The organism is Proteus sp. LHD240705 (assembly GCF_047921555.1).
In the GTDB taxonomy this organism is placed as follows: Bacteria; Pseudomonadota; Gammaproteobacteria; order Enterobacterales; family Enterobacteriaceae; genus Proteus.
This window is the reverse complement of the sequence record NZ_JBLRMI010000005.1, coordinates 120,610-134,031: the sequence shown is the minus strand read 5'-3', so window position 1 is coordinate 134,031 and position 13,422 is coordinate 120,610. Positions and strand designations below refer to the sequence as shown.

Below are 13,422 nucleotides of genomic sequence, written 5' to 3'. Positions count from 1 at the left end.
CCACACATTTAAATCACTTAAAATAGGTGAATAATTATAGACCAGAAAAAGGAATTTGTCACATGCTGGTATGTAAAAGATGTTGCGAAGGCGTATAAAATCACCGAAATAATGATACAATCGATTCATTACGCGAGTTAGCGAAGAAGAATTTGGAAGTGTCATGCGAGTTTTAGGTATTGAAACATCTTGCGATGAAACCGGTATCGCAATCTATGATGATAAAGCCGGCCTATTAGCGAATCAACTTTATAGCCAGATTAAACTGCACGCCGATTATGGTGGGGTAGTTCCTGAGCTTGCTTCACGGGATCATATCCGTAAAACAGTACCTCTTATTCAAGCGGCACTGAAAGAAGCAAATCTTACGGCGCAAGATATTGATGCGGTTGCTTATACTGCTGGCCCCGGTCTTGTTGGCGCGTTGCTTGTAGGGGCAACCATTGGACGCTCATTAGCTTTTGCGTGGGATGTCCCAGCTATTCCTGTTCATCATATGGAAGGCCATTTATTGGCTCCAATGCTTGAAGAGAAAACACCAGAGTTTCCATTTGTGGCACTTTTGGTTTCTGGTGGCCATACACAGTTAATTAGTGTGACGGGAATTGGCGAATACACCTTATTAGGTGAATCTATTGATGATGCTGCTGGCGAAGCTTTTGATAAAACGGCAAAACTGCTGGGATTAGATTACCCTGGTGGCCCAGTATTATCGAAAATGGCGCAACAAGGCACAGAAGGTCGCTTTGTCTTTCCTCGCCCAATGACAGATAGACCTGGACTTGATTTTAGTTTCTCGGGTTTAAAAACCTTTGCAGCTAATACTATTCGTCAAAATGATGATTCAGACCAAACTCGCGCTGATATTGCACGGGCATTTGAAGATGCGGTTGTTGATACGCTTGCGATAAAATGTCGTAGAGCTTTAGAACAAACAGGCTTTAAACGTTTGGTGATGGCAGGTGGTGTAAGTGCTAATCGTACATTACGTGCAAAAATGGAAACCGTAATGAAGCAATTAGGTGGCGAAGTTTTTTATGCGCGTCCTGAATTGTGTACTGATAATGGCGCAATGATTGCACTAGCAGGAATGATCCGCTTTAAAGGCGGTACAGAAGGCCCGTTAAGTGTGACCGTAAGACCTCGCTGGCCTTTAGCTGAGTTGCCTGCATTAACGCGTTAATAGTTATAAGCTAAAAAATAATTCAAAATTGAAGTGCTTTGGTGTGTTATCAAAGCGCTTTTTTGTATCTTTATTTTAAAGCTAGCTATAAGACATTGTCGTCCAGTGTTGTCCCACAAGAAAAGCGAGCTCTAATGATTGTGTTCGATTAAGTCGAGGATCACATAACGTTTGGTAGCCATGACTTAAGTCCGTAGGATTAATTTGTTGTAACCCACCTGTACATTCAGTGACTTCTTGTCCTGTCATTTCTAAATGTATTCCTCCTGCCTGAATACCCATATCATGAAGAATATGAATAAAAGCACGAGTTTCTGAGGCAATATCAGAAAAATGTCGAGTCTTGATACCTGTACTGGTAGATTGTGTATTGCCATGCATAGGATCGATAAGCCAGATAACAGAGCGCTGATGATGTTGTATAGTTTCGACCAATTCAGGTAGATGAGAATGAATGGCATCTTTTCCCATACGTACAATTAAAATAATTTTACCTATTTCATTTTCAGGATTTAACCTATCAATCAGCTGAATGAGTTTTTCTCCTGACATTCTTGAGCTACATTTTATACCAATAGGATTTTCTATCCCGCGAAGATATTCAATATGAGCGTGGTCAATATCGGTTGTCCTTTCTCCAACCCAAACCATATGTGCTGAACAGTTATACCATTTGTTATCTTCAGAATCTTGGCGACTCATTGCTTCTTCATAATGCAAAAGTAATGCTTCATGGCTGATATAATATGAGGAAGTATCGGGACGCTTATTGATAATATATTGCTGAGAATGATAGAGCTGCTCCAACAAATTAGAATAGTGTGCAGGCTCTGTTGAACCTGGGTAGGTTTTAATCTCTAGTGCGGTTTTATGTCCTGCATATTGAGTATAATTCATTGCTCGTAACAAATTTAATGTTACCGCAGAATGATGATAAGCCGTGATCATTCTTAGTGGATCGGGCTGTCTGCTTTTGCTTGAGAAATCTAGACCATTAATAATTTCGCCACGATAGCTGGGTAAGGTTAAGCCATTTAGTGTTTCAAAAGGTTGGCTGCGAGGCTTGGCATATTGTCCTGCGATACGTCCCAGCTTTATCACGGGTAATCCTGTTGATTGCTCTATTAATGCAGACATCTGTGCCAAGGTAAAAGTTAAATCTCGAATAATGGTTGATTGGCAATTATCAAAAGATTCTGCGCAATCTCCACCTTGAAGGAGAAAAGCTTCTCCATTCGCGACTAGTTTTAATAAATTTTTAAAAGCTCTTATTTCTGATGCCAGAATTAATGGTGGACTGTCTTTTAATCTTTCTTGGCAATAAGTAAGCGCATGAATATCTGGATATTCTGGTAATTGTTTGGACGGTAATGCCTTCCACGATGAAGGTCGCCATGATAATGAAACCACATTGCTTGATAGTATGTGATTGGCTAATTGAGGTGTTTTATCATTACGTCCGGTCAAAACATCAATATCATAAGTACTAAACATCGTGAGTACTCCTATAACTGACGAGAGAAGATGAGCGAGGATTAAACCTCGCTACACACTTATTCTTGTGGTTGAGAGGTCTCTAAATAGGTTTTGATAACGCCATTTTGTCTCGCCACATAGTCTTCTCTTACTGGGGTATACACATCAATAACCTCAGAAGGCTCTAGTGCGATAGCGTGGTGAACAGCCCAAGAGGGAATAATAAAAGAGTCACCAGCATGTAAATAAACGATGCGATCATCAACAGTGAGTTTGAGCGAGCCCTTTAATATTGTTGTGGCTGTTTCATGCTCATGTTTGTGTTCTGGAATAATGGCATTAGGTTTAAATGTCCAAAATGCAATTGTAAAATCAGTGCCATGAATAAATTTGGCTTGAATTTTACTTTCTTCACCTTCATTGCGATTTAAATCCATATCATAAGAAATCATTTCATCAGACAAATATAAGCTCATATTTTCTTCCTCATTATTTAAAAATAATATCCCATTAATGAATAATTCATAGATAGTTAATTGAAATGTAATCAATGATTAATTCAATTTTGAATGAATGGAAAATCCCATTGGCACTGGGCCAAAGTCATATAATATATTTAAGTGATATTTATTAGCGGCTTTTAATGTTGTAATACAACCGTCAACATTTCCTAAGCTACATTGTAAAGCTGCTTCACTATTAGAATTGAAAAGTTCTTTCTCAATATTGTCGAGCTCTTTAATTTTATTAAAGAGATCTTTAGGTGCAGGATGAGAACCTAATTTTTTTATTTCATTAATATTGTTAAATCGACTAGCAAACAACATATTATGAGTGTCCATAACAAAGCAGTCGGTTAATTTAATAAATGAAAGATTACTAAAAACAATATTATGTAAATAGGGATAAACAATACAACCTAACAAAACACTATTTGGACTTTTCTCCATCTCTTTCACTGCGGTTTCTAACGTAGGATGAAGAATAATATTACCTTGTTGGTTATTTTTATTTAACCAGTAATGTGCGGCCTTTTCACAGTTTGTTCCAGAAGGCCCTAAAGTATGAATATTTATCATTTTTATGAAGCCTCAATTATATACGACCAGTTGTGTTAATTAGCTCAGGTAAGCGTTCCCCTTGTTTGATTTTCTTTAGCATACTATTTTCAATGCTATGAATTTTTTTTGCTTCTTCTAGTACTTTATCAACGAGGTTTAAGGGAATAATTACGGTGCCATTAGGATCTGAAATTACTAGATCGCCACTATAAATAGTTGAGTATTCAATAGTACAATGGGTTCCAGTCTCACTCACAAGGTAGGCTCCTTGTGTATCTGTGGGAGTAAGATTGGTGGCAATAACTGGAATTGTTAAATCCATAAGCTCATTTTTATCGCGTACAGCTCCACCTAGAATAATGGCGTCAAATCCGAGCTTTTCAAAATAAGTACAGCTCATTCCACCTGCAAGAGCCGCTTCTGTGATTAATTCATACCCACCAGCAATATAAATTAATCCTTTGGCATCTGTTAATTCAGGAACTAAAAAAGGGCTTACTTGCTCCCAAGTTGAAGGTTGTTTTTCTAAAATAGATTTTTGTTTCCTTATTAATTTCCATTGAACTGTATAAGCTTGGGCTACGGAATAAAAATCTTCTAGATTAATACTTCTTAATTGACTATTCAGGACGGTTGTTTTTCCTAACCCATCAAGAATATCAACCAATGTTGATGTACTTAACTTCATTTTTTTTATTGAGTTAATTATATTTTTATCTATTTTTACAAACATAGTTTACTCCAATAAAATGGATGGTTAAATAATTGTTGTTTTTTGGGCTCGTATTAATTAATAGATGTAAATTAATGGTTGTTCAAGTAATTTGTTATTGGAAAAGATGAATTTAATATAGTTCGATGATTATGTTGATTATTTAATTTTAATAATAACTTTAATGTTGTTTATTTAATTGTTGTTATAATTTTTATTGGTTAATATTAATTGGGGTTGATTTTTGTTTTCTAATTTAATTAACCTCTATGGTTAATTCTATTTTAATAAAACTGTCATGTTTATTTTAAGGCAATATGCTGCTAACTATTATTTAAATGACTTTTAATTACAATTAAAATTAGGGATAATTAATTTATTAAGTTTATATTAAAGAGAAAAAAAGCTACTTATTAATTTAATAGGTAGCTTTTTTTATTATGACATTTGGGCAAAGGAGGTTAATCTTCTTTTTCTTGCTCTTTAGCTTCTTGAATGATCTCTTTTTCTGTTTTTTCAGTCTTTTTCTTTAATTTATGCCAGATACGGCTCTCTTGACCACGCCATAAACGTTGAATATTGTCGTGATGACGGTAAAGTACCAGACATGATAATAAAGCAACGGGATAAGTGAATTCTGGTTTAAACCACCAAACATAAAAAGGGGCAAGGAGTGCGCTGATAATCGCACCAAGCGATGAATAGCCACTCAGTAAGACGGTGAGTAACCACGTTCCTGCGATAAGCCCACTTAAATCCCAACCAATGGCAGCGATAGCACCAAATGCAGTGGCTACACCTTTTCCGCCTTTAAAGTGGAAAAAAACAGGATAAATATGACCTAGACAAGCTGCTATTGCGACAATACCGAGGTAAAAAGGAGGCACATTTAAGTAATAGGCGAGCCAAACAGGGATCATCCCTTTTAGGACGTCACAAATAAGAACGGCTGCCGCGGCTGCTTTTCCTCCAATACGTAGGACGTTGGTTGCTCCGGGATTGCCAGAGCCAAATTTTCTTGGATCAGGGAGTCTTGCCAGTCGGCAAATCAATATCGCGCTGGAGATTGAGCCGCACAAGTAGGCGAAGATGATCATTCCAAGTGCGTTAGCACTCATTTGTATTCTCCAATGTTTATGTAAGTTCGTTAAGCATGTATGGATAATACGCATATTTCATCGGAAGTGGTATCCGATGAGCAGAAAAAATAAGAGATGACGTGATGGATATCGTATTTATTGAGCAATTATCAGTAATAACCACAATCGGTGTTTATGATTGGGAAAAAACCATAAAACAAAAATTAGTGTTCGATATCGAAATGGAATGGGATAACAAACGCGCATCCCAAACTGATGATGTGGTTCATTGTTTAGATTATGCCAGTGTGAGCAATGCAATTATTGACTATGTTGAGACTCGACGTTTTGAATTAGTTGAACGTGTTGCTGAAGAAGTGGCACAGCTATTGATAACGCAATTTGCTGTACCAAGAGTAAAAATTAAATTAGCGAAACCAGGAGCTGTTGCACAAGCCACAAATGTAGGTGTGATTATTGAGCGTAAAGCTTAATTAGCGCTGTTCCTGATTAAGTCGCGATTTCCATTTTATAATCGCGACTTCTCGTTGCTTGGTTAGCGCATCTCGTATTGCACTGCCTTTTAATCCACTTTCAATGATTGGCTTAATATCCACATTATTTGCAACAAGGAAAGCTTGGCAAAGAAACGCACGTTGTGGATAAGCAATATTTTCTAAGCCCTTACGTCCTCTCGCATCCGCTTCACTCACCATTGCAAGTTGTTCAACACGTTCTGGTTTTCGCCATGCATCAATAGCATCAAATAAGCGGATTATTTTAGAGGGGCGCATTCTATCAATACGATGGATATGATCATGAAATCTTGTCGTTAAACGCGCGAGATCACGGATATGATTAGGAATACGATAACGTTGACACAAGGCTTCAACTAAAGGCACACCCGCAGGGCCATGACCGTGATGATGAGGCCAATTTTCAGGAGGTGTTAATCCTTTTCCCAAATCATGGCATAAGGCACTAAAGCGTACCGCAATATCGTCTGTTAATTGACTGGCGATATTAAGTACCATCATGGCATGAATGCCAGTATCGATTTCTGGGTGCCATTTTTCAGGAGCAGGTACACCAAACAAAGCATCAATTTCAGGAAAAAGAACGCTTAAAGCACCACATTGACGTAAAACTTCAAAATAGACTTGAGGCGCGGGGCTCTCAAGGGCTTTTTCAGTCTCTTTCCAAACACGTTCAGCAGTCAGTGTATTTAACTCACCACTTTGTGCCATCGTCTTCATTAATTGCAGTGTTTCAGGTGCAACATTAAATCCTAAAGGCGCAAACCGTGCCGCAAAACGTGCAACTCGCAAAACTCTTAACGGATCTTCTGAAAATGCCTCAGAAACATGGCGAAGTTGTCTCGCATTGATGTCATCTATGCCGTGGTAAGGATCGACATATCCGCCATCAACGGAATAAGCGATAGCGTTAATGGTGAGATCACGACGCGCAAGATCGTCTTCTAATGTGACATCGGGTGCTGCATAGCAAGTGAATCCCGTGTAACCTGAGCCTGATTTTCGTTCTGTACGCGCAAGGGCATATTCTTCATGAGTATCTGGATGAAGAAAAACAGGAAAATCTTTGCCTACTTGTTGATAGCCTTGTTGTAATAGCATTTGAGGTGTTGCACCAACAACAACCCAATCTCTGTCTTTTACTGGCATCTGTAACAGTTGGTCGCGTACAGCGCCACCAACAAGGTATATATTCACGGGATCACTGTTCCTTTGGTTGGATATTAGTTCATCCAACGATCATTACGTTTACGACGACGCGGAATAATATGTGGAAGGATCAGGCCAAAGACAAGACCTGCACCAGCAACACCACCACCATACATAAACCACTGTAAGATGATATCGCGTTGTCTGTCATCTAATTGTTGATTAGCAAAATCGAGTTTTTTCTCTGCGACAGCGAGCTTAGTTCTCATTTGTTCATTTTCTTTTTTCAAGCCATTGATGATGTCATCACTGTTTGAAACTTTATTTTGCATATCTATTGTACGTTGATTCCAACTTTGGTCGATATTCGCCAGTTTGTCGCGCAGTGTTTGGATCTCTTTTTCCATCGCAGGAATGCGAGTACGCATGCTTGGCTGAGCACTCAGTTGGCTTTCAGGTATCCAAACAGTACGATCTTTATCGTCTTTAATTTGTACGTAACCCGTTGCTGCATTACGAGAAAGTACGGTGACTGTTGAGCCAGAATTTAAAGAGCCAACGATTCGATACTGATTTCCTGGTCCACTATGCACATAAGTGGATAATTCATCGGAAACATAACGAGTTTCTGCGTGTGAGCTCAGAGAAAAGCCTAAGCCAAGTAAGGAAAGAAAAAGTAAGGGTAATTTTCGCATTATGTTTTCAACTTTTTTATCTATACAAGAGAATATTTTTACTGATACTAAAGAGTAAAGTTTGCGTAAGCAAATAGTAAACCAGAATGAGAACAGTCTTAACTGGTAGAATATAGGGATAATCTGCCTTTTATTCATTATTGTTATTAGGCTATCACTTGCAAAATGAAAATGCGTCAAATATTTTACTAATCAATTGATTTACTTAAGGGAAATAGAATGAGCCAATTAGAAACTGAACTCAAAATGAGTGCCATACCTGCCGCTATTCCTCACATTATTCAGCGCATTCTGACTCTACCTCATCAGCATACTGCACCCAAAAAGCTGACTAATCTTTACTTTGAAACCGCAGATAATCAAATTCGTCGCTGGGATATGGGGCTGCGTATTCGTGGTGTTGATGAACGTTATGAAATGACAATTAAAACTGCTGGTAAAGTCGTTGCTGGTTTGCATCAACGTCCAGAATATAACGTGGAATTAGAACAACCTAAATTAGATCTAGCACGATTCCCAGCAGAAATCTGGCCTGAAAATACCGACCTTACACAATTAGAGTCTCAACTTGATGTGCTGTTTAATACGGACTTTTACCGTGAAATTTGGCTGGTGGATTTTCAAAATAGCCAAATTGAAGTGGTGTTAGATAAAGGTGCTATTCGCACTCATCAATATGAGTTGCCCATTGAAGAGTTCGAGTTAGAACTCAAAAAAGGCAATGTGTCAGATGTTATCGCATTAGCGACTTATTTAGGTGAAAAGGGCGGATTGCGTCTTGCTTCTCGCAGTAAGGCGGCTCGAGGCTATTATTTGGCGAAAGATAAACCTGCATTATCGTTGAGTGTGGTGAATCTTTCTCCTAGTGATACAACGGCTCAGCAATTGACTAAATGGTTAAGTGCGATACAGGCATTAGAAGAAGCGATTTTTGCCAATCCGACGCCACCGACAATTACCATGCCTGCCATGTTGGCATTATTTTCAGATTGGTGCAAAAAACAGTCTGATTTGCCTAGATCTATGGAACAATCACTCAATGCGATTTCACCGTTAACATTTACAACAGCAACCGACTATTATCATGTTTTATGGTTGAATTTTAAGTTATCTTCTATGGCATGGTTACTGTCTATTGCTTAATTTCCTGACAACTTGAGAGTCTATTTATGTCTGTTATCGGTGTATTTCAACAATTGTGGAATAAAGCACAGTGTGGGTTCTCTTCTCAATTGAATGCGTTAGCGCCTTTTAGTGAACAAGAACAACAGTTTTTTGCTTTTAGCCCCTTTGTAACAGAGCATTTGCGCGTTAATCCTCAATGGTTGACTGATATCAGACAAAATCCGCCAACGAGTGTGGAATGGCAGAGTTATGAGCCTCAATTGACAGCAAAATTAGCCGATATTGATAATGAAGATGACGTTATGCGAGTTTTACGCCAATTTCGTCATCAACAATTAGTGCGCATTGCATGGCTACAATTTTTTCAATTAGCCGATATTCCTTGTGTGCTAAAACATTTGAGCGTATTAGCTGAAACATTAATTTGTGGCGCAAGAGATACGCTTTATCAGCAATGTTGCCAACAATGGGGAACGCCTTGTGATAATGGGGGAAAACCTCAGCCATTACTGATTTTAGGAATGGGAAAACTAGGTGGGTTTGAACTTAACTTTTCTTCTGATATCGACTTAATTTTTGCCTATCCTGAAAATGGGTTTACACAAGGTGGACGACGAGAATTAGATAATGCGCAGTTTTTTACGCGCTTAGGTCAAAAGCTGATTAAAGCGCTGGATCAGCATACTATTGATGGTTTTGTCTACCGCGTTGATATGCGGTTACGTCCTTTTGGCGAAAGTGGGCCTTTGGTAATGAGCTTTGCGGCACTGGAAGATTATTATCAAGAGCAAGGGCGCGATTGGGAACGTTACGCCATGATCAAAGCACGCGTTTTAGGGGCAGAAAAGAAAGAGTATTGCCAAGTATTGCGCCAAATGTTGCGTCCTTTTGTTTATCGTCGTTATATTGATTTTAGTGTTATTCAATCACTTAGAAATATGAAATCCATGATAAGTCGTGAAGTTCGTCGTCGTGGCATGATTGATAATATAAAATTAGGCTCTGGTGGTATTCGTGAAATCGAATTTATTACGCAAGTTTTTCAGCTAATTCGTGGTGGTAGAGAGCCTGAGCTTCAAAGCAATTCATTGTTAACGGTGCTTAACGTTATTGCGAAACTTGAATTACTCACCGCAGAAGAAACGGTACAATTGGCTGAAAGCTACCTTTTTCTTCGCCGATTAGAAAATCTTTTACAGTCTATTGGTGATCAACAAACCCAAACCTTACCTGAAAGTGAAGAAGATAAAGCCAGATTGACTTTGGCAATGGGATTTGATGATTGGGAAGCGCTTTATCAAGAAATTAACCACAAGATGCAGGCTGTTTCCGTTATTTTCACGCAATTAATCGGTGAAGAAGACGAAAACGATGATGAAGACGATATCTCTGAATTTAAGCGTCTTTGGTTACTTGGTCGCTTGCCTGAAACATCGTCATTATTTCATGAAACATTAACCAGTGAAGCGCTTGAGGCAATAAATCAGACGTTGCAGAATTTTCGCCAAGATATTGGCAAGCGAACAATAGGGCCAAGAGGACGCGATGTTCTTGATGCCTTAATGCCAAAACTATTGGCTAAAATTTGCCAGCAACCCCTTACCTTAGTGACACTACAACGCGTGACGCCTTTGCTATTAAGCATTGTGAGTCGTACAACGTATTTAGAGTTGATGCAAGAATCGGATGAAGTTTTAACGCATGTTATACGACTTTGTGCGGCATCACCGATGATCGCTGAACAATTAGCGCTTCATCCTTTACTATTGGACGAATTACTTGATCCTAATTCTCTCTATCAACCCCTGCCTTTAGATGCGTATCGTGATGAATTACGCCAATATTTATTACGTGTACCAGAAGAAGATGAAGAGCAACGATTAGAAGCATTACGCCAGTTTAAGCAAGCCCAATTACTACGTATCGCCGCTGAAGATATTACAGGTGTATTGCCAGTAATGAAGGTTAGCGATCACTTAACGTATTTAGCGGAAGCTATTATTCATGCTGTTGTTCATCAAGCTTGGTCATATATGGTGAAACGTTATGGTGAACCTGAACATTTAGCTCATCGTGATGGGCTGGGTTTTGCGGTGATTGGATACGGTAAATTGGGGGGATGGGAGTTAGGATATAGCTCTGATTTGGACTTGGTCTTTTTATTAGATTGTCCAATAAACACTGTGACAACAGGGGCAAAACAGATTGATGCTCGCCAGTTTTATCTGCGTTTAGCACAGCGTATTATCCATTTGTTTAGTACCAGAACATCTTCTGGCGTGTTGTATGAAGTCGATGCGCGTTTACGTCCTTCGGGTGAATCAGGTATGTTGGTTAGTACTATTCAAGCTTTTGATGAATATCAGAAAAATGAAGCTTGGACTTGGGAGCATCAAGCTTTAATTCGCGCTAGAATGATTTATGGCGATGATAAATTACAACAGATGTTTTCACGTATTCGTCATGAAACGTTATGCCTTTCTCGTGATGCTGATGTGTTACAAAATGAAGTACGCGATATGCGTAAAAAAATGGTGCAACATCTTGCACCAACGCAAGCCGATAAGTTTGATTTAAAAACCTCATCTGGCGGTATTACTGATATTGAATTTATTGCGCAATATTTAGTATTGCGTTTTTCTCACCAATACCCAGGTTTAACTCGTTGGTCTGATAATGTGCGTATTTTTGAGTTAATGGCAAAGCATCAAGTGATGGATGAAGATGAAGCTCTCGCTTTAACACATGCTTATGTCACATTGCGTAATGAATTACATCATCTGGCGCTACAAGCATTACCTGCCATTGTGGATAATCATTGTTTTATCGCAGAGCGAGAGTGTGTATTAAAAAGCAAATTGAAGTGGCTTGGTGAACAAGAGTAATGGTTTGTTGGCATGAAGTCTTATGTGTATCTCTTTTTGCTTAACAAGTTATGGTATTATTTCGGCTTATTTTGAAAATAAATGTGGAGTATGGGATGAAAGTAACGCTACCGGATTTTAATAAAGCCAATGTGTTGGTTGTCGGTGACGTCATGTTAGACCGCTATTGGTATGGCCCAACAAGTCGAATTTCACCAGAAGCCCCAGTGCCAGTGGTTAAAGTTGATACCACAGAAGAGCGACCAGGTGGTGCAGCAAACGTTGCGATGAATATTGCGTCTCTTGGTGCTAATTCGCGTTTAGTGGGTTTAACAGGTATCGATGAAGCCGCAAAAGCATTGAGCAATACATTAAATCAGGTCAATGTGCGTTGTGATTTTGTCTCTGTTGCGACACACCCAACGATCACAAAATTACGTGTACTTTCACGTAATCAGCAATTAATCCGTCTTGATTTTGAAGAAGGATTTAGCAATGTTGATCCTCAACCTATTTATGAACGTATTCAGCAAGCATTACCTTCTATTGGCGCATTGGTTTTATCTGACTATGCCAAAGGGGCACTTTCTCATGTTCAAGAGATGATCCAACTGGCAAAAAAAGCGGGTGTACCTGTATTAATCGATCCTAAGGGATCAGATTTTGAACGCTATCGCGGTGCGACGCTATTAACGCCAAATATGTCTGAATTTGAACAAGTGGTTGGTGTTTGTAAAACTGATGATGAGCTGGTGGAAAAAGGGACTCAATTAGTTCGAGATTTAGATCTTGAAGCGTTGCTGATCACTCGCTCAGAGCGAGGAATGAGCTTACTGCGTGCTAATGAAGCTCCATTGCATTTACCAACCCAAGCCCAAGAAGTTTATGATGTAACAGGGGCAGGTGATACAGTAATTGGCGTATTAGCAACCTCTTTAGCTGCTGGCAAACCTTTAGGTGAAGCCTGTTTCCTTGCTAACGCAGCGGCAGGCGTTGTTGTGGGTAAATTAGGGACATCAACGGTATCACCTATTGAGCTTGAAAATGCTATTCGTGGTCGAGCTGATAACGGGTTTGGCATGATGGAAGAAGAACAATTAAAACAAGCCGTCGAATTAGCGCGTCAGCGCGGTGAGCGTATTGTGATGACAAATGGTTGTTTTGATATTCTTCATGCAGGGCATGTTAGCTATTTAGCGAATGCACGTAAATTAGGTGATCGCCTTATTGTTGCGGTAAATAGTGATGCGTCTACTAAGCGCTTAAAAGGTGAAAGTCGTCCTGTTAACCCATTAGAACAGCGTATGACTGTGTTGGGCGCATTAGGTGCCGTCGATTGGGTTGTTGCGTTTGAAGAAGATACACCACAGCGCTTAATTGCCTCTGTATTACCGGATATCTTAGTTAAAGGTGGCGACTATAAGCCTGAAGATATTGCAGGTAGCAAAGAAGTTTGGGCAGCAGGTGGTGAAGTAAAAGTGCTGAATTTTGAAGACGGCATTTCTACAACAAATATTATTAATGCGATTAAAAAGAAATAAT

General features: G+C 39.1%; 12 protein-coding genes. 5 read left to right on the top strand and 7 right to left on the bottom strand.

Annotation, left to right across the window (positions count from 1 at the left end):
• Window positions 1-163 precede the first annotated feature (163 nt).
• Window positions 164-1,183, top strand: a complete 1,020-nt coding sequence (gene tsaD, locus ACNART_RS11460; RefSeq protein WP_198626212.1) for a tRNA (adenosine(37)-N6)-threonylcarbamoyltransferase complex transferase subunit TsaD — start codon at window positions 164-166, stop codon at window positions 1,181-1,183.
• Window positions 1,184-1,264: 81 nt separating this feature from the next.
• On the opposite strand, the gene ACNART_RS11455 is transcribed toward tsaD, so the two are convergent.
• The 5 genes from ACNART_RS11455 to plsY form a co-directional block, all read right to left on the bottom strand.
• The gene (locus ACNART_RS11455; RefSeq protein WP_198620750.1) at window positions 1,265-2,677 is read right to left on the bottom strand and encodes a 3-deoxy-7-phosphoheptulonate synthase class II; all 1,413 of its coding nucleotides are present in this window, start codon (window positions 2,675-2,677) and stop codon (window positions 1,265-1,267) included.
• A gap of 59 nt (window positions 2,678-2,736) precedes the next feature.
• Complete coding sequence (locus ACNART_RS11450) at window positions 2,737-3,135, bottom strand: cupin domain-containing protein (RefSeq protein ID WP_196532807.1); 399 nt, start codon at window positions 3,133-3,135, stop codon at window positions 2,737-2,739.
• A 78-nt stretch (window positions 3,136-3,213) separates the two neighbouring features.
• Window positions 3,214-3,738, bottom strand: a complete 525-nt coding sequence (locus ACNART_RS11445; protein WP_198620751.1) for a prephenate dehydratase domain-containing protein — start codon at window positions 3,736-3,738, stop codon at window positions 3,214-3,216.
• Between the two features lie 16 nt (window positions 3,739-3,754).
• Window positions 3,755-4,453, bottom strand: a complete 699-nt coding sequence (locus ACNART_RS11440) for an RraA family protein (protein WP_198620752.1) — start codon at window positions 4,451-4,453, stop codon at window positions 3,755-3,757.
• Window positions 4,454-4,893: 440 nt separating this feature from the next.
• Window positions 4,894-5,550 carry a glycerol-3-phosphate 1-O-acyltransferase PlsY gene (plsY, locus tag ACNART_RS11435; protein WP_023582777.1) on the bottom strand — a complete coding sequence of 219 codons (657 nt, stop codon included), beginning with the start codon at window positions 5,548-5,550 and terminating at the stop codon, window positions 4,894-4,896.
• Window positions 5,551-5,654: 104 nt separating this feature from the next.
• On the opposite strand from plsY, the gene folB reads away from it, so the two are divergent.
• Window positions 5,655-6,005, top strand: coding sequence for a bifunctional dihydroneopterin aldolase/7,8-dihydroneopterin epimerase (gene folB / locus ACNART_RS11430; RefSeq protein ID WP_099074474.1), 351 nt, complete (start codon window positions 5,655-5,657; stop codon window positions 6,003-6,005).
• Here the strand turns inward: folB and ACNART_RS11425 are convergent, their stop codons facing one another.
• On the bottom strand, window positions 6,006-7,244 hold the full coding sequence (locus ACNART_RS11425; RefSeq protein ID WP_368927796.1) for a multifunctional CCA addition/repair protein: 1,239 nt from the start codon (window positions 7,242-7,244) through the stop codon (window positions 6,006-6,008).
• Window positions 7,245-7,270: 26 nt separating this feature from the next.
• Entirely contained in the window at window positions 7,271-7,891 is a 621-nt protein-coding gene (locus ACNART_RS11420) for a TIGR04211 family SH3 domain-containing protein (RefSeq protein ID WP_109373056.1), read from the bottom strand.
• Window positions 7,892-8,110: 219 nt separating this feature from the next.
• Here ACNART_RS11420 and ACNART_RS11415 point away from each other — a divergent pair, with 219 nt between their 5' ends.
• From ACNART_RS11415 to hldE, 3 genes are all read left to right on the top strand, one after another.
• Window positions 8,111-9,034, top strand: coding sequence for an inorganic triphosphatase (locus ACNART_RS11415; protein ID WP_198620755.1), 924 nt, complete (start codon window positions 8,111-8,113; stop codon window positions 9,032-9,034).
• 26 nt (window positions 9,035-9,060) lie between these two features.
• Entirely contained in the window at window positions 9,061-11,901 is a 2,841-nt protein-coding gene (glnE, locus tag ACNART_RS11410) for a bifunctional [glutamate--ammonia ligase]-adenylyl-L-tyrosine phosphorylase/[glutamate--ammonia-ligase] adenylyltransferase (protein ID WP_368927795.1), read from the top strand.
• A gap of 95 nt (window positions 11,902-11,996) precedes the next feature.
• Window positions 11,997-13,421 carry a bifunctional D-glycero-beta-D-manno-heptose-7-phosphate kinase/D-glycero-beta-D-manno-heptose 1-phosphate adenylyltransferase HldE gene (gene hldE / locus ACNART_RS11405; RefSeq protein WP_109373059.1) on the top strand — a complete coding sequence of 475 codons (1,425 nt, stop codon included), beginning with the start codon at window positions 11,997-11,999 and terminating at the stop codon, window positions 13,419-13,421.
• Window position 13,422: the final 1 nt, after the last annotated feature.

Excerpts from the sequence above, each read along its gene's own strand:
- tsaD (WP_198626212.1), top strand. The coding sequence starts at position 164 with ATGCGAGTTTTAGGTATTGAAACATCTTGCGATGAAACCGGTATCGCA.
- ACNART_RS11455 (WP_198620750.1), bottom strand. The coding sequence starts at position 2,677 with ATGTTTAGTACTTATGATATTGATGTTTTGACCGGACGTAATGATAAA.
- ACNART_RS11450 (WP_196532807.1), bottom strand. The coding sequence starts at position 3,135 with ATGAGCTTATATTTGTCTGATGAAATGATTTCTTATGATATGGATTTA.
- ACNART_RS11445 (WP_198620751.1), bottom strand. The coding sequence starts at position 3,738 with ATGATAAATATTCATACTTTAGGGCCTTCTGGAACAAACTGTGAAAAG.
- ACNART_RS11440 (WP_198620752.1), bottom strand. The coding sequence starts at position 4,453 with ATGTTTGTAAAAATAGATAAAAATATAATTAACTCAATAAAAAAAATG.
- plsY (WP_023582777.1), bottom strand. The coding sequence starts at position 5,550 with ATGAGTGCTAACGCACTTGGAATGATCATCTTCGCCTACTTGTGCGGC.
- folB (WP_099074474.1), top strand. The coding sequence starts at position 5,655 with ATGGATATCGTATTTATTGAGCAATTATCAGTAATAACCACAATCGGT.
- ACNART_RS11420 (WP_109373056.1), bottom strand. The coding sequence starts at position 7,891 with ATGCGAAAATTACCCTTACTTTTTCTTTCCTTACTTGGCTTAGGCTTT.
- ACNART_RS11415 (WP_198620755.1), top strand. The coding sequence starts at position 8,111 with ATGAGCCAATTAGAAACTGAACTCAAAATGAGTGCCATACCTGCCGCT.
- glnE (WP_368927795.1), top strand. The coding sequence starts at position 9,061 with ATGTCTGTTATCGGTGTATTTCAACAATTGTGGAATAAAGCACAGTGT.
- hldE (WP_109373059.1), top strand. The coding sequence starts at position 11,997 with ATGAAAGTAACGCTACCGGATTTTAATAAAGCCAATGTGTTGGTTGTC.